The sequence below is a fragment of the Dyella sp. AtDHG13 genome (assembly GCF_003201105.1).
Classification (GTDB): Bacteria; Pseudomonadota; Gammaproteobacteria; order Xanthomonadales; family Rhodanobacteraceae; genus Dyella; species Dyella jiangningensis_B.
Genome location: NZ_QICJ01000004.1, coordinates 45,926 through 69,388, shown reverse-complemented (window position 1 = coordinate 69,388; position 23,463 = coordinate 45,926). Strand labels below are relative to the sequence as shown.

Genomic DNA, 23,463 nt, shown 5'->3' with positions numbered 1-23,463 from the left:
GCTGACGGCACGGAGTGGACGACATCAATGCAGCAGGTCTTCCCAATTCTTCGGCACCTTGCCCTTCGGCCCGGGCGTGGGTTGATCCAGCGGATGGAACAGTGGCGGGCGCAGTTCGGGGCCGTAAAAGGCCTCGCCCGTGCGGTAGTCGAAGAACCAGCGCTCGTCCGGTTCGAAGTTCGCGATCACCGGGTGGCCAGTGGCGTGGAAATGCTTGCTGGCGTGCTGGTTGGGCGAGCTGTCGCAGCAGCCGATGTGGCCGCACTCGGCGCAGCGGCGCAGGTGGAACCACCAGCCGTCGTTCTTCAGGCATTCCACGCAGCCGTCGCCGCTGGGTTCCGCATCCAGGTTGATGCCTGAGTCCGGCTTGCTCATGTTGCGTTCCCCGTATCCATGATCGATGCATCGTGGCGTTGGCCGCGTGCAGGTTTCGTCAGCGCCGGTGCGATCAGAAGCCCAGTTCGCTCAGGCCCGGATGATCGTCCGGCCGGCGCCCCAGCGGCCAGTGGTACTTGCGCTCGGATTCGCCGATGCGCAGGTCGTTGATCGATGCATGGCGATGCGTCATCAGCCCGTGCTCGTCGAACTGCCAGTTCTCGTTGCCATAGCTGCGATACCACTGGCCAGAGTCGTCGTGCCATTCGTAGGCGAAGCGCACGGCGATGCGGTTGCCGGCGAAGGTCCATAGCTCCTTGATAAGGCGATAGTCCAGCTCGCGATGCCACTTGCGCGTGAGGAAGGCCTGCGCCTCCTCGCGCCCGTGGATGAACTCGGCGCGGTTGCGCCAGTAGGTGTCCGGCGAATACGCCAGCACCACGCGGGCGGGATCGCGGCTGTTCCAGCCATCCTCGGCCAGGCGTACTTTCTGCGCCGCTGTTTCGGCGGTAAACGGTGGAACCGGCGGACGTGCTTCCATGGGACACCTCGACAGGAAACCGATAGAGCGGGCAGCGTAGCGCGGAGATCATCCACGCATCGAGAAGACGAAAGCGTTACAGCGGCAAGGCGTAGGTGCGCTTGACCACCTGGCTGGGCATGTCCGTCTTGACGTTCTGGATGCCGTTGGCGCGCGTGAGGTGCGTGGACTGGAAATGGCGGTAGTCGTCCAGATCCGCCACCGCCACGCGCAACAGCGCATCGCTTTCGCCCAGCATGATGTAGCACTCCATCACCTGCGGCAGCCGCCGCATGGCGCGGATGAACTGGTCGATGGTGTCGGCGTCCTGCGCGATCAGCCACACGCGGGTGAACAGCGTGAGGCCCGCGCCGACCTTGGACGGATCGAGCACGGTGACGTAGCGCTCGATCACGCCGGCCTCTTCCAGTTGCTTCACCCGCCGCAGGCAGGGCGATGGCGACAGGCCCACTTCGTTCGCCAGATCGGTGTTCGGCAGCCGCGCGTTCTCCTGCAGGGCGCGCAGGATGCGCTTGTCGGTCTCGTCCAGACGGAGGGGCATGATGCGTCAGCCTTGGCGAAGAGATTGGCATGATATGCCAAAAATCGCAGACATCGCGCGATATTTGGCACCCTATGCCCGGCCTGTCCACGTAGCCTGTGGACATGGACATGCACACCTTGCTGCTCTTCGTCGCCACGGTGCTCCCGCTGATCGGCGTGCCGGGGCCGGACATGCTCTACATCGCATCGCAAGCCATCTCAGGCGATGCGCGCGCCGGCCTGCGTGCGACGGCGGGCGTGTGCGCCGGTTACGTGTTGCATTCGCTGCTGGTGGCGTTGGGGTTGGCCGCGGTGATCGCCGCGTCGCCCGTGTTGTTCCATGCGCTGCGTTGGGCAGGCGTGGCGTATCTGATCTACCTGGCCGCGCGGCTGCTGCGTTCGGCGATGCGGCCGGGACGTTTGGCGCTGTCCCATGCGCGGACAACGTCGCAGCTGCGCCGTGGCTTTCTTACCGCCGCGTTGAATCCCAAGGGCATGATGATCTATTTCGCGCTGCTGCCGCAGTTCGTGCAACCGGGCCACGCCGTGGCGCTGCAGGCGATGCTGTTGTCGGCTGTCTTCATCGTGCTGTGCGCGCTGGTGTACAGCGCGCTGAGCGTGGCGCTGGCACGCACCGGCAAGGCGGGCGGCCTGAGCGATCGGCGGCGGCGCTGCGTGGAAGGCGTGTCCGGTGGCCTGTTGCTCGCCGCGGCCGCCAGACTGGCCAGCACGTAGCCCGGATGGAATCCGGGATCACGCTACCGATGCATGGATATATGCCACGTCGGCACGCCATCCCGGATTGCGCTGCGCTCCATCCGGGCTACGAGTGCTACGGGTGCGGCTGCGGTTAGCGCTTGAGGTCGTTCCTGTCGACGTCGCCGCCCTTCATCACGAAGCCGACGTGTTCGAGCACGGAGACGTCTTTCAACGGGTCGCCATTCACCGCCACGAGGTCGGCGTAGTAGCCCGGCGCCACCGCGCCCACCTTGCCGGTCATGCCGAGCAGGTCGGCCGCGTTCACGGTGGCGGCCTGGATGGCCTGCATCGGCGTCATGCCCCACTTGGTCATGATGGCGAACTGCTTGGCGTTCCAGCCATGCGGGTAGACGCCGGCATCGGTGCCGAAGGTCATCTTCTCGCCAGCCTTCACCGCGCGCTGGAAGTTCTCGCGCTGCAGGCGGCCCACCATCTTCTCCTTTTCGATGGTGCTGGCCGGGAAGCCTTTCTTGGCGTATTCGGCCAGGATGTAGTCGTCGTTGTAGACGTCGAAATCCAGATACGTGCCGTGCTGCTTGGCGAGCTTCAGACCTTCGTCGTCGATCAGGCTGCTGTGCTCGACCGAATCCACGCCGGCGCGTATGGCCATCTTGATGGCCTCGGCGCCGTGCGCGTGCGCGGCGACCTTCTTGCCCCAGCGATGCGCCTCGTCCACCACCGCATTCATTTCTTCCTGCGAATACTGCGGCGCGCCCACCGAGGTCTCCGCGCTCAGCACGCCCGCGCTCGCCATGAACTTGATCACGTCGGCGCCGTGCTTCACGTTCTCGCGCACGCGATGGCGGATGGCGTCCACGCCGTCGGCCACGCCGTTGACGTCGTGGAACTCGATCCACGGCGAGAAGCCAGTGGTGCCGTCGGCATGGCCACCGGTCGCGCCCAACGGCGGGCCGGACACCAGCATGCGCGGGCCCGGAATGTCGCCGCGGTTGATCGCGTCGCGCAGCGAGATATCCACATAGTCGTCGGCGCCGACATTGCGCACGGTGGTGAAGCCGGCGTCCAGCGTGCGCTTGGCATAGGTGGGCGAAAGGATGGCCGCATCGATCGAGGTGCGCTTGAGCACGGCCTCGTAGTAGTCGCCCTTGATCTCAGTGGGATCGCCGGTGAGATGCACGTGGCAGTCGATCAGGCCGGGCAGCAGGGTCGCGTCGCCCAGGTCGATCAGCCTGGCGCCGGCAGGCACCTGCCCGTCGTAGCGCACCTCGGTGATGCGGTCGCCTTCGATGATCACCAGCGGGTTGTCGCGCTGCGTGCCGGCCTTCACGTCGACCAAGTGGGCCGCGCGCACGGCCACGCGCGTCGGCGCGGGTGCGGGTGCGTCATCGGCCACGACGGCGGCGGAGGCGCCAAGGCCCAGGGCGATGGCGGTAACGATAGGCAGCAGACGCATGGAATCACTCCGTGGGCATGGGCAAAAGGCAGCGGGCGGACAGCCAGACACTGCGCGCGTTGCGCCACGGTCGTATCAGTTCCTCCCCACGGCACCTTACCGCAGGGAGCGGCGAGGCTTCACCCATGACGGGTGGCCTATGCGGGGTTTCTTCATGGCGAGGCAAACGGAGCCGGCGCGCAGACGCCGGCTCCGCCAACCATTACGGCTGGTTGCCCGCCGCCTGCACGGCGGCATACGCATTGACGATGCCGGCGCCGATCGGCTTGCTGCCGCTGGGCGTGACATGCGGCACGGTGGCCGAGGACTTCAGCAGCGAGGTCACCTGTGACGGCGTGAGCAGGGCCTTGCCGAGCGCGAGGCGGTAGCTCTGCATCAGCGCGACGATGCCCGCCACGTGCGGCGTGGCCTGCGAGGTGCCGGCCATGCCGCCGTAGGTCGCGGTGGTCGGCGTGGTGGTGCCGGCATTGATGGTGGACCAGATGAAGCCCGTGGTGGTCTGCGTGCCGCTGGAGGCATCGCCCTTGTACACGCCGCCGCCCGGCGCCGCGACGGTGACGATGGAGCCGTAGTTGGAGTAGTAGGCGCGCGCGCTGGTGATGCCGGTGGCCGCCACCACCACGGCGCCGGCGCAACTGGCCGGCGAATAGTTGGCCGCGTTCGCGTTGCTGTTGCCTGCGGCCACCACCACGGTGGCGCCACGGCCGATGGCCCCGGTGATCGCCTGCCCCAGCACGCTGCTCGACGGGCACGTGCCCGAACCGCCCAGGCTCAGGCTGAGCACCTTCGCCGGATGCGTATTGGCGGGCACGCCCGACACGCTGCCGCCCGATGCCCAGGTGATGGCATCGGCGATGTCCGCATTGGAGCCGCCGCAATGGCCGAGCACGCGCACCGGCAACACCTGCGCGTTGTATGCCGTGCCTGCCATGCCGGTGCTGTTGTTGGTCAGTTCGCCGCCCGCGGTGCCGAACACGTGCGTGCCGTGCCAGCTGCTGTTCTCGGCCGGTTGGCCCGTGCCGCACTGGCCGGCCGTGACCCAATCGCCGGTATCCCAGCCGCCGGCCACGCGGCCGTTGGTGGAGCGCCCCGACACGGATGCGCTGGTGATGAAGTCGTAGCCGGCATTGGCGAGCGAGAGATCCAGGTCCGGGTGATTGGTCACGCCGGTATCCAGGCTGGCGATGGTGACGCCGGTGCCATCGGCAAGCGTCCACGCCTGCTGGATGTTCGCCGCGCCCCAGTTAGCCACGTTCGCGTTGAGCGTGTTGTCCAGGAAGTTCGCGCCGGTGGGCGCGAGGTAATCCCACTGGTAGCCGCCGTAGTAGGTGTCGTTGGGCGTGGTGAAGGTGGCCGCAGCGGCGGGACGGATATCGTCCACGCGCTTGAGCATGTATTCGGGCTCCACATAGGCCACGGAGGGGTCGGCCGCGATCTGCTTGATCAGGGTCGCCGCCTCATTGGAGGAGAGCGCGCGGTCGGTGTGCACCAGGTCCGAGCCGTTGGCCAGCTTGCGCGCATAACGCACGTTGAGCGCGCGCGGCGCGGCGGCGGTGCCGGCGGTCAGCCTGGCGCGCGAGGCGGCCACGCCGATGTTCTGCACGGCGGCCGAGGCATTGCTGCGCTCGGCGCTGCCGTTCTTGTACGTGATGATGAAGCCGCTGTAGGTCTGGTCGTTCTGCAGCGGGCTCACGTCGAAGTTCGCCGATGGCGGCGGCGACGTGCCGAACTCCGCGGCGGATGCCGACGCGGACAGGGCCAACATCATCGAAACGGCCAGCAGACGCTTGTACGTATGACGTTCCATTCGAGCTCCCCATAACCAAGTTGGGTCGAGCGATCCTCCGGCATCCCGCCAGGACCGGGCCGCGGCAATGTGCCGGCTGCCCGATGGCATCGGGCCTTCGACGTGGATGTTTCCTGGATCGCGGGAGTCGTCCCTGACCCTCCGCGAGCACGCACCGGCCCACGCCGCGCGAGACGCAGCGACCCGAATCGACGTAGCCGGACAAACCCGAACCGACGCGTACACCCCTCCGCCCGCCAGACCCGAAGGCTGGCGGTGGGCAGGTCATTCATGGGGCGCCGCGCGAATCCTCACCCCTGGCGCGGCACGTCGCATGAATTCGCGACGAGGGCCATTGATTCACGGCAGAAGTGAAGGAACCGCAAAAATTTGCCGATGCCATGACAGGCATGCGCCACTTATGTGCGTCAGTTCACACAAGTGGCGCGTGCGCGATTGGGCGGCTCGAACGTTGCTACGTTCCCGGGTGGTAAGTGCGCTCGATGTGGCCTTGCAGATCCTCCGGCCAGAAGTACACGGCACGCAGGTTGCCGGTGGTGTAGCGCTCGGCCTCGTCGTTGAAGTGCGGCGACTCCGAGTGGCCGCTTTCGCCACCGGCCGTGATGGCGCGTGCGCGCACCTTGTCGCCGAACTCCACTACCGCCACGAAGCTGTTGCCGCTGGTGCCGTAGTAGCGCCGCGTGCTGGGCCAGCGGTGGGCGCCGAACGAGGCGAGCGAACCCCAGCGCGACGAAGTGAACGGCACCGGGATGCTGGGCTTGCCGTCATCGAACGGCTGCTGGATGTCGCCGTTGATGCGCTGGTAGCGGTTCACCTCGCCCCACGGCACGCCCCAGCTGCCGAAATCCTTCTGCAGCCGATCGGATGCTTCCACCAGCGCGTCGAGCCGCGCCTTGGGGCCGGCGCGCTCGGCCATGATGTCGTAGACCGACAGCCCTTCGGACACGTCGGACTTGTCGACCTTGTCCCACAAGGTGTCGCCCCAGAACACCGCCAGCGAGGTGGGCATGGAGGCGATGCCCCAGCGGTAATCCCAGCCCCGCAGCAGGGCGATGGGGCCGGCGAGTTTGGGCTTCAGCGGATCATTGGCCGGCAGCGCGTCGTAGTCCTTCAACAGGATCGGAATCTGCCGCGCGAACGCCGGCAGATACGAATCGAACGCGGCGGTGATCAACGACGCCAGCGTGAAGTCGCGCTTGCCGCTGAGCACCTGGGTGGCGTGGATGCCGCGCGGGTTCTCGCCCACGCTGTCCATGTAGCGCGGGTAATCCTCGCGCTTCGGACTGTCCGGGCCGGCGGCCGAATACGGCCAGTTGTTGGTGTTCATGATCCAGCCGTTGCCGGGATTGAGCAGATGCGGCGCGGCATCCAGCGGCAGCAAGCCCTGCCAGTCGGTGGCCGGGTCGCTGCCATCCACCGGCTTGGTGTAATCGAAGCGGTTGTCGCGTTTGGGGATGAACTGCGGATGCAGGTACGCGATGTCGCCCTTGTCGTCCGCGTAGATGGTGTTGTTGGACGAGTTGGCCTTGAACTCGGCGATCTTCATGAAGCTCTTGAAATCGGTGGCCTTGGTGCGCAGCCAGCTCTGTTCCAGTGCTTCCATCGGCTTGTTCATCAGCGCGGTGGCGATCCACTTGCCATCTTGCTCGCGCACGATGGGACCGTGGTGCGTGGCATAGGTGGTGAAGCTGCGCTGCCCCATCGAGCCATCCGGCTTGCGGTAGTCGATGGTGATGGGCCGCGTGGTGACGCTCCGGGTTTCCTTGCCGTAGCGATAGCCGAGCTTGCCGCCATCGCGCACGATGGTCTCGGCAAACTCGTCCACCACGTCGGCGGTGGTCGAGGTGTGCATGAAGCCGATGTGCCTGTTGAAGCCCTGATAAATGAAGAACTGCCCCCAGGTCACCGCACCATAGACGTCCAATCCCGCATCGCTGGACATCTGCAGCTCGGAACGGAAGAAGAACGAGGTGTGCGGATTGATCAACAGCAGCGCGTGGCCGTCCGCCGTCAGTTTCGGCGCGATGGCGATGCCGTTGGAACCGGTGGGTTCCACCCAGCTGGACGGCGTATCGGCAAAGGCCACGCTCTCCGTAGGCTTGCCGTAGAACGCCTGCAGCTCCTTCAGGGACACGCGCTCGATATCGCCGCCGATGCTGCCTTCGCTGAAGCTCAGGGCCATCCACGGCTCGAAGTGCGTGATCACGCGCGGATGCACATCGGGATGCGCGGCGAGGTAGGCGTTGAGGCCGTCCGCCCAGGCATCCATCAACTCGCGCAGCCACGACGGACTCTTGGCGTAGAGCCGCTTCAGCTCGACCGGATCGATCCACAGCTGCTGGCGCAGGTCGGACCAGATCGCCTTCTCGCCCTCGGCCTTCGCCAGCCAGCCGAGCGAGTTGAGGTAATTGGTCTCGATGCGGTTGAAGTCGTCTTCCGCCTGCGCGTAGGCCATGCCGAACACCGCGTCCGCATCGGTCTTGCCGTGCACATGGGCGATGCCCCAGTCGTCGCGGGTGATGGTGACGGCGGCGGCTTCGGACTTCCAGCGGGCTTCGTCGTTGGAGGCCGCATGGGCAAGCGATGCACCAGATAGCGCAAGCAGCAGGGACAGGGAAAGCAGGCGCTTCGATGTCTGGATCGTCACGGTTGTTTGTCTCTCATTGAAGATACGCAGCGCTCACGCTAGCGCCGAATTTCCTAAAGCGTCATTCCGGCGCAGGCCGGGATCCAGTGGCCGAGAAGTTCGGTTTTCGCGCTGAGCATCCGGGTGATCAGAGGCGAAAACCGAGCACTGACGACACTGGATTCCGGCCTTCGCCGGAATGACGTTCTAGGTAAGGTAGAGGCGTAGATCAAGGCATCGTATAGCTGTTATTCGCCCGATCCGCATCCGGCAACTTGTGCTCCGGATCCAGCGTCACCGCCTTGATGCGCTTGCCCGTATGCAAGGCCAGCTTCGGCGTCGCACTCTGCCGCCACGCCTCCACCGGCACGCGCACGTCCTCGTGGCTGCCGTCGGCGTAGTCGACGCGCAGCGTGGCCGGCATCACCAGCTTTTGCTTGCTCACGAGCGACACCTGCACGCCCTTGGCCGGATCGTTGTCCACGTAGCTCGCGCCGCTTACGCCCATGTCGAGCTGCCAGTTGTTGAGGTACCAGCCGCGCCACCACCACGACAGATCCTCGCCCGCCTCGCTGCTCATGAAGCGGAAGAAATCCGACGGCGTGGGGTGGTGATACGCCCAGGTGGCGATGTATTTGCGGAAGGCCGGATCGAAGCGCTCGGGCCCGAGGATCTGCTCGCGCAGCAGCACCAGGCCCAGCGCGCCCTTGAAGTAGCTCACTGAGTGCCGGTATTTCTCCGACACCGAATCGGCGTGCGCCATCAGCGTGGGCGCATTGGCATCGGCGAGCACGGGCAGGATTTCGTCCACCGGATTGCCGCCCTTGGGCGCGTATTCGCTGTCGCGCTTGGGCGCGAACTCGCCCTTGTTGAAGGCGTCGGAGGCATAGACGTCGATGAAGGTGTTGAAGCCTTCGTCCATGAAGGCGTGGCGGCGCTCGTTGGAGCCCACGATCATCGGGAACCAGCCGTGGCCGAGTTCGTGCGCGGTGATCCAGAACAGCATCGGGCCCTTGTCGTCGTAGCCGTCGAACACGATGCCGGGGTATTCCATGCCCGCGCCGTGCCCGCCCAGGTTCACCGCGACCGGCCACGGGTACGCGTACCACTTGGCGGAAAAGTGCTCGATCGCGCCCTTCACGTATTCGGTGGAACGATTCCACGCATCCTTGCCCACGCCTTCCACCGGATACACCGACATGGCGAGCGCGTGCTTGCCCTCGGGCAGGTTGATGCGCGCGGCGTCCCACACGAAGGCGGGTGAGGCGGCGAAGGCCACGTCGCGCGTGTGCTCCATGTGGAAGCGCCAGGTCTGCGTGCCAGCCTGCTTCGGATGGCTGGCCGGGTCGTTCACTTCCTGCGGCGAGCGGATCATCACCGTGCTGTCGCTCTGCGCGGCCTGCGCAAGGCGCTTCTGCTGCGTGGCGGTGAGCACCTCGCTGCCGTTGGTGAGCGCGCCGGAGCCGGCGACGATGTAATTCCACGGCACGGTCACGGCATAGTCGATGTTGCCGTATTCCAGGTAGAACTCCGAGCCGAGATAAGGCTGCGTGTCCCAGCCGCGCAGGTCGTCGTACACGGCCATGCGCGGGAACCACTGGGCGATCTCGTAGATGTCGCCGTTCTTGGTCGGCGTCACGGCGGTGCGCCCGCCCCAGGTGCCCGGCACCGTGTAGTGATAGCGGATGCGCAGCTTCGCCTGCTTGCCGCCGGCCGCCAGCGCCTGCGGCAGGTCCACGCGCATGCGCGTGTCGTCGACGAGGAAATGCACGGGCGTGCCGTCCACTTCCACCGCGTCGATCTGGTAGCCGTCGGTGAAGTCGTTGCGCGGGCGCGGCGAGCCGAGCGAGGCGCGCGAATCGCGGCGGTAGATGTTCTGGTCCAACTGCACCCACAGCACGTCCAGCGCGTCGGGGCTGTGGTTGGTGTAGGTGATGGTTTCGTCGCCGCGCAGCGTATGCGTGGCGGGCTCGATGGCCGCCTGGATGGCGTAGTCCACGCGGTTCTGCCAGAACTGCGGGCCGGGCTTGCCGGCGCCGTCGCGGAAGGCGTTGGGCGCATCGGGCAGCGAGAGCGGCGCGAACAGCGCCTGGGGATCGAAAGCGGCGTCCGTGCCATCGGCGAAGGCCGGTGCGCTCGCTGCGCCAGCCGCAAGCAGGCCCGCCGCAACGGCGCAGGCCAGGACGAGTTTCTTCATCAGGCGTATTCCTCAAGGCTCCCCAGGTTTCACCGGACACTATAGGCGGCGGGTCCGGGCATGAACCGGGCCAGTGGTCATGGGCGGCCCCGCAGCTTCATGCGAAGAGCCCCGGCGGGCCGATGCCGCCGAGACGGTACAATGGGCGCATGAGCACTCCCGAACACTCCCCGCTCGGCAAGACCACGGTCTACGCCGACCGCTACGACCCTTCCCTGCTGTTTCCCATCCCGCGCCAGGCCAAGCGCGACGAGATCGGCGTGTCCGCGCCGCTGCCGTTCCACGGCGAGGACATCTGGAACGCCTATGAGCTGTCCTGGCTCGACGCGCGCGGCAAGCCGGTGGTGGCGCTGGCCGAGTTCCGCGTGCCGGCCAGCTCGCCGAACATCATCGAGTCCAAATCGTTCAAGCTCTATCTCAACGGTTTTTCGCAGGAGCGCGTCGACAGCCGCGAGCAGTTGAGCGCGACGCTGGCGAAGGATCTTTCCGCCGCGGCGGGCGCCACCGTGGATGTGGCGCTGACCGATGCGCGCGCACGCGGCCACGCGGTGATCGACCTCATGGGCACGCTGATCGACGATCTCCCCATCGACATCGACGACTACGGCCCGCCGCGCGCCGACTACCTCACGGCGGACAGCACCAAGCCGGTGATGGAAGAGGCTCTGGTGTCCAACCTGCTGCGCTCCAACTGTCCCGTCACCGGACAACCGGATTGGGGCAGCGTGCAGATCCATTACCGCGGCGCGCGCATCGACCGCGCCGGACTGCTGCGCTACCTGGTGTCGTTCCGCAATCACAACGAGTTCCACGAGCAGTGCGTGGAGCGCATTTTCGTGGACGTGATGCAGCGCTGCCGGCCGGAGCAACTCAACGTGTACGCGCGCTACACGCGGCGCGGCGGGCTGGACATCAACCCCTATCGCAGCACGGGCACCGAGCGCCCCGGCAATCCGCGCGGCGCGCGCCAGTAGCGTGAACTGGCGCGTTAAGTGCGCGTCCACGGCATGGCGCAGTAATCGCAGCTTCATATCGCCGGGGCTAGCCTGCACGGGATCGCCGCCCGGCACCGACCCAACAGCCGGCCGGGTGTGAGTCGCCACCAGCCACGGGGTCAGTCATGAATATCCAGCCACGCAAAACGGCTTTGTACTGCGCGACCCTTGCCGGCCTGCTTGTGCTCAGCGCGTGCGGCAAGAACCAGGAAGCGTCCAACACCACACCTACCGCGCCCACGTCCAGCGCGCCCGCGCCGGCGGTGCCGGCACCCGTGCCGCCCGCCACGGCACCGGCGCCCGAACGCAGCGCACCCTCGCCCACCAGCACTGCGCCGGCGCCCGCCCAGACCACCGGAAAATCCGCCAGCGTGAACGGCGGCGCCATCCGTGTGGCCGCCGTGACCATCGGCAGCCAGGTCGATGCGGGGTTGGCGATCAGCAAGGAGCAGCGGCAGTTCGCGCCGGAAGACAAGGCCATCTACGCCAGCGTCGCCACCATCGGCACCTCCGACAACGCCACGCTGAATGCGCAGTGGAGCTATCTCGAAGGCAAGGACGAAACCTTCAGCACCACCACCGAATCCATCGCCACCGATGGCCCGGCCGTGACCACGTTCAAGGTGCAGAACCCGAACGCATGGCCCAAGGGCAAGTACAAGGTGGTCATTTCGCTCAACGGCAAACCGGTGGCGTCGGAAGGCTTCGAAGTGCGCGGATGATCTTCTCTACGTTCCACACGAAAAAGGCGCCCGCTGGGCGCCTTTTTCGTCGCGTTGCATGCCTGGATCAGAGCACGCGCTTCCAGCGATGCATGCGCACGCCGGCCGCCACCTGCAGGATGCCGTACACCAGCGCCGCCGCCCCGATCCAGATGGCCAGGGTCAGCACGCCGGCCACCGGATACGCCAGCAGCAGGCCACCGAGCACGATGGCCAGCACGCCGCTCAGCGCGATCAGCCATTCGCCCTGGATCTCCTTGCGCACGCGGATGGCGAACACGATGCGGTACACGCCCGCCACGATCAGCCACGCCGCCAGGAAGATCAGCAGCACGTTGACCACCGCCAGCGGGTGCATGATGGCCAGCAGGCCGAACACGATCGACGCCAGCGCGTAGAGCACCAGCCAGCCGCGCGACACGGCGACGTGGCGGTTGAACAGAGCGAACACGCTGATGATGCCCTCGGCCAGCGCCATGACGCCGAACGCCCAGGCCAGTGCGACCACCGTGCTGCCGGGCCACAGCATGGCGCTGAGGCCGAACAGGATGGAGATGACGCCATAGATCACCAGCAGCCAGCCGGTGCGGCTGACGCCACGCTGCAGTATGGAACTCATGACATGACTCTCCTTTGAGTTGACGGTCGGGCCGCAAGTGGCTCGCGCGCACCGCGAGTAGACACCATGGCTCCGGGGCCGGCCATAAGGGACTCTCTCGTTTTCGTCGCACAAACAGGCGAGACACCATCGACGCATCTTGCATGTGGAGGACACGCGAAGGCCGCCGCGTCAGGTGTGCGTGAACGATACGCACATCCACGACACGATGCGTACGCGCGCTTAACCTGCGCGCTGCTCGAATCGATCCTCGCAATGCGCATTGCGTCTCTCCGACACCCAATGAGGATCAGTCATGAATCAAGACACCATCCAGGGGCATTGGAAACAGCTCAGCGGCCAGATCAAGCAGCACTGGGGAAAGCTCACCGATGACGACCTCAAGGTCGCCGAAGGCAATGCCGAGTACCTGTCAGGCAAGCTGCAGGAGCGCTACGGCATCGCACGCGACGAGGCCATGAAACAGGTCAAGGCCTTCGAGAAAGAGATCAAGCATCACTGACGGAGTACCTCCGACGCATCGGGAAAGGCGCGCCCGCTTCGACAGAGGCGGGCGCGCCGCCGATGGCGTCAGCGCTTGAGCCCGGCTGTCACAGCGCGTCGAGTGGTATCTTGAGGTAGGCCACGCCGTTGTCTTCCGCGGGCGGAAATTTTCCGCCGCGCATATTCACCTGCACCGAGGGCAGCAGCAGGCGCGGCATGGCGAGCGTCGCATCACGCGCGCTGCGCATCCGCACGAATTCTTCCTCCGCCGTGCCTTCGCGCACATGGATATTCTCGCGCCGTTCCGCGCCCACGCTGGTTTCGTGCACGAAGCCGTCGCGGCCCGGCGTCTTGTAGTCGTGGCAGAGGAACACGCGGGTGTCGTCCGGCAGGGCGAAGATGCGCTGGATGGAGCGGTACAGCGTGCGCGCATCGCCGCCCGGGAAGTCGCAGCGCGCCGTGCCGAAGTCGGGCATGAACAAGGTGTCGCCCACGAAGGCGGCATCACCGATCACGTGCGTCATGCAGGCCGGCGTGTGTCCCGGCGTGTGCAGGGCCACCGCCTCGATGCTGCCCAGCCGGTAATGCTCGCCGTCCTTGAACAGGTGGTCGAACTGGCTGCCGTCGCGCTGGAACTCGCTGCCCACGTTGAAGATGCGGCCGAAGGTTTCCTGCACGTCGCGGATGTGCTCGCCGATGGCGAGCGCGCCGCCCAGCCGGGACTGCACGTAGGGCGCGGCGGAAAGATGATCTGCGTGCACGTGCGTGTCGATGATCCACTGTACCGTCAGCCCCTGCGCCTGCACGAAGTCGATCAAGGCGTCGGCCGAATCGCGGCGTGTGCGGCCCGAGACAGGGTCGTAGTCCAGCACGCTGTCGATCACGGCGGCCTTCTGCGTCGCGGGATCCCACACGGCATAGCTGAAAGTGTTGGTCGCCTCGTCGAAGAAGGCCTTGACGTCAGGTCGCTGCATCGCGAGTGCCCCAGGTGAAGAGGCCCGATTGAAGCGCATCGGCCGCGACGACGCCAGCCGCCCGGGCCTGGTTTCAGGCATCGGCGTGATCGGCGCATGGCATGGGGGAAACGTCTCGCCCATCGCGCAAACAAAAAACCCTCCCCGGCGATGGGAAGGGTTTGATGCATGACATGGCGCGCCCGGAGGGATTCGAACCCCCGACCAATGGCTTCGGAAGCCACTACTCTATCCGGCTGAGCTACGGGCGCTTGAGCGTTGGCGCGTGGGCTGGACCGGTAGGTCCGGCGCACGGCGGACGCGCAGTATAGCGGAGTTGGGGGCCGGCGCCCATGTCGTGGGTCGGCTGGGCAAAGAGGCGGCCTGGGGCGAAATTGGCCCCTCGCCCCAGCCCTCTCCGCGCTCCTCAAAGCTGCAGCCATCCTTGGCTGCTCCCCGCGCGCCCCGAAGGGGAGAGGGAGAAGGGGCGCGCCGATCAGCGCGCCTTGAGCAGCTCCGAGAGGCGGTCCGGCTTGCCGCTGATGCGCTCCAGGTGCGGATACTTCAGGCCATCGTGGTAGTCGATGCGCAGCGTTTTGTACTCGTCGAAGTTCTTCACCAGCAGTTCCACCGGCTGGTTCTTGTCCTTCGCGGCGGCGGTCACGGCGTCCTTGATGGCGTCGCCGGAATACTCCTTGCCGTTGACGGCGACGATCTTCATGCCGGGCGACAGGCCGGCCTTGAAGGCGGGGCCATCCCATAGCACGTCGACGATGTCGCCGCTCTTGCCCATCGACAGGCCCAGCGAATAAGTGAGGTTGGGACCGCCGTAGCGGGTCTCCACCGCCTTGGCGACATCGGAGGCCTTGTCGTTGTAGACCAGCTTCCAGCCATTCGCCTCGAAGCCGCCGATCAGCGGACCGTGGCCGTCCAGGCGTTCGCGCAGGTAGGTGGCCCAGTCGTACGGCGTGATGCCGTTGAGCGTCTTCACCACGTCCTCGAAGGTGTAGGTGTTGACGTCCCACTCGCCGTTCTTCATGCCGAAGAAGGCCTTGGCGAAATCGTCGATGGAGCGCTTGTCGCCGGTGAGGTCGCGCAGCTTGCCGTCCACATCCAGCCAGATCATCTGGCCGCCGGAGTAGTAGTCCTCGCTCATCTGGTAATTGCGGTACGGCAGCGGCCGGCGCATGGCGATGATCGGGTCGTTGGTGGTGTCCTGGATGTTGCGCCACTGCTGCAGGCCCGGGCGGCCGCGATCGTAGGTGGCGGCCACGTTGGCCAGCATGTCCAGCGCCTGGTCCTGCTTCCACAGGCCCGAGCGCGCGGCCATCACGTAGCCCCAGAACTGTGTCTGGCCTTCGTACACCCACAGCAGGCTGTCCTGCATGGGCACGTTGAAGTTCGGTGTGGACAGATCCGCGCCGCGACGGTACTTGCCGTCCCAGGAATGGTTGAACTCATGCGGGAGCAGGTCACGCATGATCGTGCTCTTGTCCCATTCGGTGAAATAGCCGGGACCCACGCCGTTCTCGCTGGAGCGGTGATGCTCCAGGCCATTGCCCGACATCTTGTCGCTCAGCGAGAACAGGAAGTCGTAATGGTCGTAATGGTGTGCGCCATACAGCTTGTACATCTGCTGCACCAGGTTCTGGTGCAGCTTCAGCTGCTCGGGCTTGATCTCCAGGTATTTCGGATCGTCCGCCACGATGTTGAGGAACACCGGCGTCTTCGCGCCCGGGTCCAGGTCCACGCGCTTGAAGTACTTGCCGGCGTAGATCGGCGAGTCGACCAGGTTTTCGTAATCGATAGGCTTGAAGCTCACCGTGTCGCCATCGCGTGAGGCCATTTCCAGCGCGCTGCCGTACTGCCAGCCAGCCGGGAAGGTCACGCGGGTTTCCGCCTTGATCTGGCGCGCGAAATAACCGGCCGGATACACCGACACGGAATTCCACTGCAGGTTGAGCATTTCCGGCGTCATCACCACGCGGCCCTGGCGGGTGTCCTGCGCGGAAAGGAACTGAAACTCCACCTCCACTTCGCTCGCGCCCTGCGGCACGTCGACGTGGAAGGCGAACACGTTGAGCGGATCGCGCTTCCACGGAATGACCTTGCCGTTCGCCTTCACCACCAGGCCGGCGAGCTTGTCGATCGAACCCGTCGGCGAATGGTTGCCCGGCAACCACTGCGGATACAGCAGGGTCAGTGGGCCCGCCTGCGCCGGCACCGTTTCATGCACGCGGAACACGCGGTGCGCGATGTCGGTCGCGTCGACGTTGATCTTCAGCGTGCCGTTGAACGGAACATCCTGCGGCGCAGGAACGTCGGCGAGTGCCGCAAAACTGCCCAGGCCAAGGACCGTGGCGAGCGTGGCGGAGGCGAGGCGCGAAACTTTCAAGAGGTTCTCCTGTGGACTTCGATTCGTGCAAGGCGCGTAGCTGCACGAAACATGAACCTCCGATGCTAGTGTGCGTTGACATGCCGCACCCCCTGCCATTGGTCATGGAAGTGCCTGAACTTCGCCTATCCGCAAAACATGTCAAGGGTTTTACAAGAGTTAAAAACCCGTATCCTTTTCTTACCGCGATCCCCGCGCGGACCCCAGCGACATTCCCCCTTGTTGTCGCTGCGGATCACAAAAAGAGATGGAGCACTCCATGAACAAGACTCTTATTGCGGCCGCCTTGGCCGTCGTCGCTGTTGCGCCTTTCGCTGCCAAGGCTGACGAAAACACCAACCAGCTCGACAACTTCTTCGTGGCCGGCAACCTGGGCCAGAGCAACTACCGCATCGGCGGCGTGTCCGACAAGACCGACGTGTTCCAGAACGTGCGCTTCGGCTGGCGCTGGAACAACATCGTGGGCGCCGAAATCGGCTACGCCTACCTCGGCAAGGTGAAGAACGACTTCGACTTCGCCAGCGTCTCGGCCAAGCCGCGCGTGGCCCAGCTCGGTGTGAACGCCAAGTACAACTTCTACAACAACTGGTTCGTCACCGGCCACGGCGGCTACCTGCGCTCGCGCACCACCGGCGGCGTGACCGTCGGCAACGTCACCGCCTCCGAGCGCAGCTGGAACAACGGCTGGTACGCCGGTGCCGGCGTGGGCTACGACCTGACCAAGAACGTCGCCCTGGGCATCAACTACGACAACTACCACATCAAGTACGGCCGCGGCGGTTCCGACCAGCCGCAGACCAACGCCAATGTGGCGACCTACTCCGCTTCGGTGGAAGTGCGCTTCTAAGCGTCGCTTTTCCAGAGTGGAAACGGAAAACGGCCGCGCAAGCGGCCGTTTTCTTTAATGTCACCGGCATCCTTGGATGCCTGTTCAAGATCCTCGGTCCCGCTCGTCATTCCGGCGCAGGCCGGAATGACGATGAGGACATTGGGCACTCGCGCGAGATTTGAATTGCCTCTTGCAACAGCGGCTGCCCTTTTACGCCTGCTTCTCCAGCTTGCTGTGATGCATGCCATAGAGCAGGTAGATCACGAGGCCAATGCTCACCCAGATCAGGAACACCTTCCATGTGATCAGCGGCAGCTCCGCCAGCAGCCAGATGGAGAACGCGATACCGATCAGTGGCACCAGCGGCACCAGCGGCGTGCGGAACGAACGATGCAGGTCGGGCTTGCGCTTGCGCAGGATCATCACCGACGTGCAGATCACGATGAAGGCGGACAGCACGCCGATGTTCACCAGCTTCGCCACTTCCTCGATCGGCAGCAGGCCGGCGACGAGTGCGGTGAACACGCCCAGTACGATGGTGGGGCGATGCGGCGTGCCGTAGCGCGGATGCACATGGGCGAACCAGCCCGGCAGCAAGCCGTCGCGCGACAGCGCATACCAGATGCGCGTGGCGCCCAGCATGAAGGCGAACAGCACGCTGATCAGGCCGAACACGGCCGACACCGACACGGTGAGCGCCACCCATTGCAGGCCCAGGCCCTTGAAGGCGTCGGCCACGGGTGCGTCGGTGTTGAGCGTGGAATAGTGCGCGATGCCGGTGAGCACCATCGACACGGCCAGATACATCGTCATCGAGATGCCCAGCGACAGCAGCACCGCGCGCGGCAGGTCGCGCTGCGGGTTCTTCGATTCTTCCGCCGCCGTGGTCAGCGTGTCGTAGCCGAACACCGCGAAGAACACCACGGCCGCCGCCGCCGCGACGCCCTGGAAACCGAAGTGGCCGACGCCATCGGGGCCGATCACATGCTCGGGAATGAAGGGCACCCAGTTGGATGGCTTGACGTAGAACGCGCCGATGCCGATCACCAGCGCCACCGCGGCCACCTTGATCGCCACCACCAGCGTGTTGAAGCGCGCGCCCCACTCGGTGCGGAAGATCAGCAGCGCCGACACGCCCAGCGTCACCAGCGCGGCGATGACGTTGAACACGTGGCCTTCGCCGGTTCCTATCGCGCCCTGCGCCCATACGGGTATGTGGATGCCCATGCTGGTCAGCGCCGATTGCACGTAGCCGGACCAGCCGATGGCCACCACGGCGACGATCAGCGCGTATTCCAGCAGCAGGTCCCAGCCGATCAGCCACGCGGCCAGTTCGCCGAGCACGGCGTAACCGTAGGTATAGGCGCTGCCGGTGACGGGAATCATGCCGGCGAATTCGGCGTAGCACAGCGCCGCCGCCGCGCTGGCGATGCCGGCGATCAGGAAGGAAATGGCCACGGCGGGGCCGGCATTGATGGCGGCCTGCTTGCCCGCCAGCACGAACACGCCCACACCGATGATGCCGCCGATACCGATGGCGGTGAGCTGCCACAGACCCAGCACGCGACGGAAATCGCCACGCTTGCCGGCCTCGGCCTGTAGCACCTCCACTGGCTTGTGGCGCAACAACTTATCGAAGAAACCCATCAGCTCATCCCCAGACGTGAGCCGCGATCATAACGAATGCCCCCGCCCCTGCCATGCTGCAGCTGCGCGGTAGTGCCATTCGTCCTAGCCTGGGATGGCTTTTTCGGAGCCTTCGCGAGTGGCCGTGGAGATGGCCAGCCAGCCCAGCACCAGGGCGCTGAGCAAGGGAACGGCCACCAGCGCCGCCACCACATGACCATCCAGCCTAGGCACGCCAAACCACCCGCCGGTAAGCAACGGAATGGCCGCCGTAACGAGCAAGCGCACCAGCTCCAAGGCAACGCCGACGCGCCGCCCTTCCGTAAGCGCGCCCAGCGCCGAAAGGCTCAGTACCAGGAACACCGCGTAGCCCACCAGCTCAACCGCCGCCAGGTGCTTGGCGAGATCGAGGAACTGCACCGCCATGCCCAGCAGCAGCGCGAACTGCAGCAGGCTGTAGACGGTCAGGCCGCGCGACAGCACCGGCAGGTAACGCTCGCGCCCGATGTCGAACGCCGGCTTCGGAAAGCGCTGCGCCACATCCGCCGGCCGCCAGCCCGGTGGCTTGATCCACACCAGGAGCTTGTCGCGCCAACGGCGCGCGTGCCATGCGTCCTTGGCTGTCGCCCAGTACACCTCGGCATTGGCCCATAGTGGATTCCAACTGCGCAGCGGCGAGCGCGTGCCGTACACCGGCGGGTCGCTGTCGTCTTCCTCGATGAAGGTGCCGAACAGACGGTCCCACAGGATCAGGATGCCGCCGTAATTGCGATCCAGGTATCGGTCGTTCACCGCGTGGTGCGCGCGATGGTTGGACGGCGAGCAGAACACGCGGTCGAACCAGCCCAGCCGGCCGACCAGTTCCGTGTGCACCCAGAACTGGTACAGCAGGTCGATCAGCGCCACCACCACGAACACTTCCAGCGGATAGCCGACCACGGCCATCGGCAGGTAGAACAACCAGCCCAGCAGCACGCCGCTGCCGGTCTGGCGCAGCGCGGTGGAGAGGTTGTAGTCCTCGCTCTGGTGATGCACCACGTGCGCGGCCCAGAGGATGTTCACCTCGTGGCCCGCGCGATGCAGCCAGTAGTAACAGAAGTCGTAGAACACCAGCGCCGTGACCCATACCCACACGCTGTTCGCCGGCAACGCGAAAAGGGCAAGATGCTGCACGCACCATGCATAGATGCCCAGCGTGAGCAGCTTGCTGAAGACCGCGACGATCTGCGAGATCACGCCCAGGCCGAGGCTGTTGATCGCATCGCTGCTGTGGTACACGCAGCGGCCGCGCAGCTTCGCCACCAGCAGTTCCAGCGCGATCAGCGCGAAGAACACCGGCGTGGCCCAGGTGATGATGATTTCCTGCGTATTCATCGCGCTTCAACGACTCCCGCGGACCGAACGCGCCAGGCACCACAACGCCGCGTAGTACGTCGCCAGCACCCACAGCCCCGACAACGGAATGACGAAGCGGAAGCGGTCCCAGGCCAGCAGTGTATCGCTGAGCATGAAGAGCAGCGCGCCGGCCATCGACCATTGCGCCGAGCCGGCCAGCGCATCCCGCGCATGCCGGTTCGCCCGCACCACGGCCTGCCCGCCCATGCCGGACAGCACCAGCACGTAGACCACCACCGGCGCATGCAGCGCGTCCGGCAGCGAGGGCCACAGCGCCCACAGGTTGAACGCGCCATAGGCCACGCAGGCCAGCATGCCCCAGGGCCGTTCGGCGAAGCGGCTGTCGCCCAGCAGGGCCACGATGAAACACAGATGCGCCAGCAGGAACGACACCAGCCCCGCCACGAAGGCGTCCTGCGGCAGCATCAGGAACACGTCGCCCGCCAGCGAGCACACCATGCCGGCCGCCATCCAGCGCCGGTAGCGCGGCGATACCGCCGGCTGCGTGCGCAGCACCATGCCGAGGATAAGCGCCGTGGTCAGCGGCTTGCAGACCCAGTGCAGCCAGCGCCAGCCATCGATCTCACCCGGCGCTGCGAACGTGATGCCCGCGATGGCGCCAACCGCCAGCAGCGCGATGACGCCCTCGATACCGCGCGACGGACCCAGGCCCGCCGTTGCGTTTGAAACAACCATGCATGGATTCCCCGATCCATCAAGCTTCGCCGATGGTAGAGCCAACGGCTTCCGCGGCCCTGTCGCAGCGCAAAAAAATGCCCTCCCCCGGATCACCGGGAGAGGGCTTGCAAGAAGCGGGTACGCCGGCGGGACGGCGTTGCCCTCTCCCACCTTCCCCAAGCGGGGGAAGGCCCTCCACATGCGTTGGACGCTTAGAACTTCGCGTTGATGTTGAAGAACACCTGGCGCGGGGCGCCGGCCATCAGCGTCTGGTTCCAGCCCTGCGGGTCCGAGGCCACGTAACCGTTCGTGCCCGTGGTCGCGTAGTAGCGCTTGTTGAGCAGGTTGGTCACGTTGAGCCCCAGGCTCAGGTCCTTCACGAAGGACAGCGCGCCCACGTCATAGTTCACGCCGGCGTTGAACAGCCAGTACGAGGGCACCTGGGAATCGTTGATGTAGGTAATGTAGCGGCGGCCGGTGTACTTGCCGTCCAGCGTCGCGGTGAAGCCGCCGAAGCTGTAGCTGACGTTGCTGGTGAACATCCAGGTGGGAATGCCCACCACGTACTTGCCATCGGTGGCCACCACGCCGTTGTTGAGGTAGTCGTCCTGGTACTTGGAGTTGTCGTACGACACCGAGTTGAGCCAGCGCAGGTGCTCCACCGGACGCCAGATCACCGCCAGATCCACGCCGGTGCTCTTCACCGAACCCACGTTGTTGAGGATGGCCGAGCAGGTCTGCACCGCGCTGCACGGCGACACGGCCAGCAGGCGGTTGGTGAAGCGCGTGTAGTACGCATCGGCCGAGGCTTCGATGGTGTCGCCATGCACGCGATAGCCCAGCTCGAAGGTCTGCGACTGCTCTGGATTGAGCGAACTCTTGCTGGCGTTGAACGCCGCCTGCGACTGGCTGAAGGGCAGGAAGCCGTACGCCGAGAGGTTCTTGCTGTAGGAGGCGTACACCTCCTGGTTGGCGTCGATCTTGTAGTTCACGCCGGCCTGCGGCAGGAAGCCATCGCTGGCGCGGATGCGGCCCGCCGCCAGCGCGCTGCTCGCCACCAAGGAATCGGCCGCGTTGGTCACGCCCAGCGCCTTGGCGCCGAAGTTCAGGGTGAGGCGGTCGTCCATCAGGTGGATGGTGTCCGACGCATAGGCCATGCGCGTCTGCGTGACGTAGTGCTGGAAGAAGCCGCGCAGGAACGGTTCCTCGTTCTCGTAGAAGTTGCTGAGGTAGTTGTACGCGCCGGTGAGGTAGAAGTAGTTGCGCTCCTGGTTGGTCTTGGCGTTCTCCGCCCAGAAGCCCACTTCGATGTCGTTGTTGCCGATGGTGTAATTCAACGAACCGGTGCCGCCGTAGCGGTCCAGGCCGTAGTCGGTGGTGCGCATGGCCAGCGGCACGGTGGGCGAGGACGCCACGTACGGCGTGGCCCACTGGCCCTCGCCGCGATTGTCGTGGTAGTACGTGCCGATGTTCAGCGTGGCGTGGTCGTTGAGGTTGAAGGTGCCGCTCAGGCCCGCGAGGTTGTCGCGGCGGATGCCGCCGCCCGCGTAATAGGTGGAGTCCACCAGGTCATAGCCGGCTGGCAGCGGCGACAGCACCGACGGGTACGCACCCTTGCCGTTGTACGCATTGGCGATCTGCACCGCCGTGCCCCAATCGGGCTGCAGGTAGTCCCAGTTCCAGCCCAGCGCCTTCTGGCTGGCCAGGGACAGGTCCATGTAGTCGTATTCCTTGCGGCGCGAGTTGTCGAAGAACAGGCTCACGCTGCCGCCATCCCACTGGTACACCGACTTCAGGTTCACCTGGTCGGAGCGCTGGTCGCCGTAGCCCTTCCACTTGTCCGTCGATGCATGGTCATACGACACGTACATCGAGAAGCCGTGGTAGTCGCCCGTGTCCAGGCGCACGAAGGTGCGCGTGGTGGAATCCGAACCGATCACCTGGTTGATGCGCGCGCCGGCCACCGTATCCGGATCGGCCGAGTAGAACTGGATGGTGCCGCCGAGGTTGGTGTTCGACGCCGTGCCCAGCGCGCCCGCGCCCTGCGCGAGTTCCACCGTGCTCAGGTTGTCGCTGCTGATCGCGCGCGTCACCTGCAGGCCGGTGGTGGTGCCGTAGCTCATGTTGCCCAGCGGAATGCCGTCCAGCGTGAAACCCAGGCGGCTCTGGTCGAAACCGTGCAGCGTGATCTGCGTGGACCACTCGTAATCGCCCCACGGGTCGGCCGCCTGGAAATTCACGCCCGGCAGCTTGTCGATGGCCTTCAGCGGGCTGGTGCCTGGCGCGAGCTGCTGCAGGTCCTCGCTGGTGACCTTCTGCACCTGGCGCGTTTCGCCGGAAGCCACCACCGACACGGCCTCCATGGTCTTGGCCTTGTCGCGGCTGCCGTTGGCCGAGGCATCGGCGGCGGGTGCCGCGGCAACGGCCGGATTCAGGTCGTCGGCGAGCACGATGCCGCCGTGTACCGATGCCAGTGTTGCCAGCGCGATCGCGGTCCTGCGAAGGGTAAGCTTGGGCATGACGAATC

At 65.6% G+C, this 23,463-nt stretch carries 19 protein-coding genes and 1 tRNA gene; 5 read left to right on the top strand and 15 right to left on the bottom strand.

Annotation, left to right across the window (positions count from 1 at the left end; all coding sequences use genetic code 11):
* Positions 1-24 precede the first annotated feature (24 nt).
* The 3 genes from BDW41_RS08685 to BDW41_RS08675 all read right to left on the bottom strand — a co-directional run bounded on the left by BDW41_RS08685 (position 25) and on the right by BDW41_RS08675 (position 1,457).
* Positions 25-375: a UBP-type zinc finger domain-containing protein gene (locus tag BDW41_RS08685; protein ID WP_074551826.1), complete on the bottom strand. Its 351-nt coding sequence runs from the start codon at positions 373-375 to the stop codon at positions 25-27.
* Positions 376-448: 73 nt separating this feature from the next.
* Positions 449-916: a nuclear transport factor 2 family protein gene (locus BDW41_RS08680; protein WP_074551827.1), complete on the bottom strand. Its 468-nt coding sequence runs from the start codon at positions 914-916 to the stop codon at positions 449-451.
* Positions 917-992: 76 nt separating this feature from the next.
* Entirely contained in the window at positions 993-1,457 is a 465-nt protein-coding gene (locus BDW41_RS08675) for an Lrp/AsnC family transcriptional regulator (protein WP_074551828.1), read from the bottom strand.
* Between the two features lie 110 nt (positions 1,458-1,567).
* On the opposite strand from BDW41_RS08675, the gene BDW41_RS08670 reads away from it, so the two are divergent.
* Positions 1,568-2,173 (top strand): LysE family translocator, encoded by a 606-nt coding sequence (locus BDW41_RS08670; protein ID WP_233496818.1) that lies wholly within the window; start codon positions 1,568-1,570, stop codon positions 2,171-2,173.
* 115 nt (positions 2,174-2,288) lie between these two features.
* Here the strand turns inward: BDW41_RS08670 and BDW41_RS08665 are convergent, their stop codons facing one another.
* The 4 genes from BDW41_RS08665 to BDW41_RS08650 all read right to left on the bottom strand — a co-directional run bounded on the left by BDW41_RS08665 (position 2,289) and on the right by BDW41_RS08650 (position 10,241).
* Positions 2,289-3,611, bottom strand: a complete 1,323-nt coding sequence (locus BDW41_RS08665) for an amidohydrolase family protein (protein WP_074551830.1) — start codon at positions 3,609-3,611, stop codon at positions 2,289-2,291.
* Between the two features lie 202 nt (positions 3,612-3,813).
* Positions 3,814-5,418, bottom strand: coding sequence for a S8 family serine peptidase (locus BDW41_RS08660; RefSeq protein WP_074551831.1), 1,605 nt, complete (start codon positions 5,416-5,418; stop codon positions 3,814-3,816).
* Positions 5,419-5,872: 454 nt separating this feature from the next.
* A complete protein-coding gene (locus BDW41_RS08655) occupies positions 5,873-8,065 on the bottom strand; it encodes a penicillin acylase family protein (RefSeq protein WP_074551832.1) in 2,193 nt (730 codons plus the stop codon).
* 208 nt (positions 8,066-8,273) lie between these two features.
* Entirely contained in the window at positions 8,274-10,241 is a 1,968-nt protein-coding gene (locus BDW41_RS08650; RefSeq protein ID WP_074551833.1) for a M1 family metallopeptidase, read from the bottom strand.
* A gap of 149 nt (positions 10,242-10,390) precedes the next feature.
* Here BDW41_RS08650 and queF point away from each other — a divergent pair, with 149 nt between their 5' ends.
* Both queF and BDW41_RS08640 read left to right on the top strand, forming a co-directional pair.
* Complete coding sequence (gene queF, locus BDW41_RS08645) at positions 10,391-11,215, top strand: NADPH-dependent 7-cyano-7-deazaguanine reductase QueF (RefSeq protein WP_074551834.1); 825 nt, start codon at positions 10,391-10,393, stop codon at positions 11,213-11,215.
* A gap of 146 nt (positions 11,216-11,361) precedes the next feature.
* Positions 11,362-11,958 carry a hypothetical protein gene (locus BDW41_RS08640; RefSeq protein WP_074551835.1) on the top strand — a complete coding sequence of 199 codons (597 nt, stop codon included), beginning with the start codon at positions 11,362-11,364 and terminating at the stop codon, positions 11,956-11,958.
* Positions 11,959-12,025: 67 nt separating this feature from the next.
* Here BDW41_RS08640 and BDW41_RS08635 read toward each other — a convergent pair whose 3' ends face one another.
* Positions 12,026-12,577, bottom strand: a complete 552-nt coding sequence (locus tag BDW41_RS08635) for an HdeD family acid-resistance protein (protein WP_074551836.1) — start codon at positions 12,575-12,577, stop codon at positions 12,026-12,028.
* Between the two features lie 295 nt (positions 12,578-12,872).
* Here BDW41_RS08635 and BDW41_RS08630 point away from each other — a divergent pair, with 295 nt between their 5' ends.
* Positions 12,873-13,079 carry a CsbD family protein gene (locus tag BDW41_RS08630; protein WP_074551837.1) on the top strand — a complete coding sequence of 69 codons (207 nt, stop codon included), beginning with the start codon at positions 12,873-12,875 and terminating at the stop codon, positions 13,077-13,079.
* A gap of 88 nt (positions 13,080-13,167) precedes the next feature.
* Here BDW41_RS08630 and BDW41_RS08625 read toward each other — a convergent pair whose 3' ends face one another.
* From BDW41_RS08625 to BDW41_RS08615, 3 genes are all read right to left on the bottom strand, one after another.
* A complete protein-coding gene (locus tag BDW41_RS08625; RefSeq protein ID WP_074551838.1) occupies positions 13,168-14,034 on the bottom strand; it encodes an MBL fold metallo-hydrolase in 867 nt (288 codons plus the stop codon).
* Positions 14,035-14,208: 174 nt separating this feature from the next.
* A tRNA-Arg gene (locus BDW41_RS08620) sits at positions 14,209-14,285 on the bottom strand.
* Positions 14,286-14,509: 224 nt separating this feature from the next.
* Positions 14,510-16,360, bottom strand: coding sequence for a M61 family peptidase (locus BDW41_RS08615; RefSeq protein WP_233496830.1), 1,851 nt, complete (start codon positions 16,358-16,360; stop codon positions 14,510-14,512).
* Between the two features lie 307 nt (positions 16,361-16,667).
* Here BDW41_RS08615 and BDW41_RS08610 point away from each other — a divergent pair, with 307 nt between their 5' ends.
* Complete coding sequence (locus tag BDW41_RS08610) at positions 16,668-17,255, top strand: outer membrane beta-barrel protein (protein WP_074551840.1); 588 nt, start codon at positions 16,668-16,670, stop codon at positions 17,253-17,255.
* Between the two features lie 192 nt (positions 17,256-17,447).
* On the opposite strand, the gene BDW41_RS08605 is transcribed toward BDW41_RS08610, so the two are convergent.
* The 4 genes from BDW41_RS08605 to BDW41_RS08590 all read right to left on the bottom strand — a co-directional run bounded on the left by BDW41_RS08605 (position 17,448) and on the right by BDW41_RS08590 (position 23,455).
* Positions 17,448-18,884, bottom strand: coding sequence for an amino acid permease (locus BDW41_RS08605; protein WP_074551841.1), 1,437 nt, complete (start codon positions 18,882-18,884; stop codon positions 17,448-17,450).
* An 84-nt stretch (positions 18,885-18,968) separates the two neighbouring features.
* A complete protein-coding gene (locus BDW41_RS08600; RefSeq protein ID WP_074551842.1) occupies positions 18,969-20,237 on the bottom strand; it encodes a sterol desaturase family protein in 1,269 nt (422 codons plus the stop codon).
* 6 nt (positions 20,238-20,243) lie between these two features.
* Complete coding sequence (locus tag BDW41_RS08595; protein ID WP_083337789.1) at positions 20,244-20,954, bottom strand: lysoplasmalogenase; 711 nt, start codon at positions 20,952-20,954, stop codon at positions 20,244-20,246.
* A 194-nt stretch (positions 20,955-21,148) separates the two neighbouring features.
* Positions 21,149-23,455 (bottom strand): TonB-dependent receptor, encoded by a 2,307-nt coding sequence (locus BDW41_RS08590; protein WP_074551843.1) that lies wholly within the window; start codon positions 23,453-23,455, stop codon positions 21,149-21,151.
* Positions 23,456-23,463: the final 8 nt, after the last annotated feature.

What these genes read in the sequence shown, in the direction of transcription:
- BDW41_RS08685 (WP_074551826.1), bottom strand. Translation starts at nt 375, where the DNA reads ATGAGCAAGCCGGACTCAGGCATCAACCTGGATGCGGAACCCAGCGGC.
- BDW41_RS08680 (WP_074551827.1), bottom strand. Translation starts at nt 916, where the DNA reads ATGGAAGCACGTCCGCCGGTTCCACCGTTTACCGCCGAAACAGCGGCG.
- BDW41_RS08675 (WP_074551828.1), bottom strand. Translation starts at nt 1,457, where the DNA reads ATGCCCCTCCGTCTGGACGAGACCGACAAGCGCATCCTGCGCGCCCTG.
- BDW41_RS08670 (WP_233496818.1), top strand. Translation starts at nt 1,568, where the DNA reads ATGCACACCTTGCTGCTCTTCGTCGCCACGGTGCTCCCGCTGATCGGC.
- BDW41_RS08665 (WP_074551830.1), bottom strand. Translation starts at nt 3,611, where the DNA reads ATGCGTCTGCTGCCTATCGTTACCGCCATCGCCCTGGGCCTTGGCGCC.
- BDW41_RS08660 (WP_074551831.1), bottom strand. Translation starts at nt 5,418, where the DNA reads ATGGAACGTCATACGTACAAGCGTCTGCTGGCCGTTTCGATGATGTTG.
- BDW41_RS08650 (WP_074551833.1), bottom strand. Translation starts at nt 10,241, where the DNA reads ATGAAGAAACTCGTCCTGGCCTGCGCCGTTGCGGCGGGCCTGCTTGCG.
- queF (WP_074551834.1), top strand. Translation starts at nt 10,391, where the DNA reads ATGAGCACTCCCGAACACTCCCCGCTCGGCAAGACCACGGTCTACGCC.
- BDW41_RS08640 (WP_074551835.1), top strand. Translation starts at nt 11,362, where the DNA reads ATGAATATCCAGCCACGCAAAACGGCTTTGTACTGCGCGACCCTTGCC.
- BDW41_RS08635 (WP_074551836.1), bottom strand. Translation starts at nt 12,577, where the DNA reads ATGAGTTCCATACTGCAGCGTGGCGTCAGCCGCACCGGCTGGCTGCTG.
- BDW41_RS08630 (WP_074551837.1), top strand. Translation starts at nt 12,873, where the DNA reads ATGAATCAAGACACCATCCAGGGGCATTGGAAACAGCTCAGCGGCCAG.
- BDW41_RS08625 (WP_074551838.1), bottom strand. Translation starts at nt 14,034, where the DNA reads ATGCAGCGACCTGACGTCAAGGCCTTCTTCGACGAGGCGACCAACACT.
- BDW41_RS08610 (WP_074551840.1), top strand. Translation starts at nt 16,668, where the DNA reads ATGAACAAGACTCTTATTGCGGCCGCCTTGGCCGTCGTCGCTGTTGCG.
- BDW41_RS08605 (WP_074551841.1), bottom strand. Translation starts at nt 18,884, where the DNA reads ATGGGTTTCTTCGATAAGTTGTTGCGCCACAAGCCAGTGGAGGTGCTA.
- BDW41_RS08600 (WP_074551842.1), bottom strand. Translation starts at nt 20,237, where the DNA reads ATGAATACGCAGGAAATCATCATCACCTGGGCCACGCCGGTGTTCTTC.
- BDW41_RS08595 (WP_083337789.1), bottom strand. Translation starts at nt 20,954, where the DNA reads ATGGTTGTTTCAAACGCAACGGCGGGCCTGGGTCCGTCGCGCGGTATC.
- BDW41_RS08590 (WP_074551843.1), bottom strand. Translation starts at nt 23,455, where the DNA reads ATGCCCAAGCTTACCCTTCGCAGGACCGCGATCGCGCTGGCAACACTG.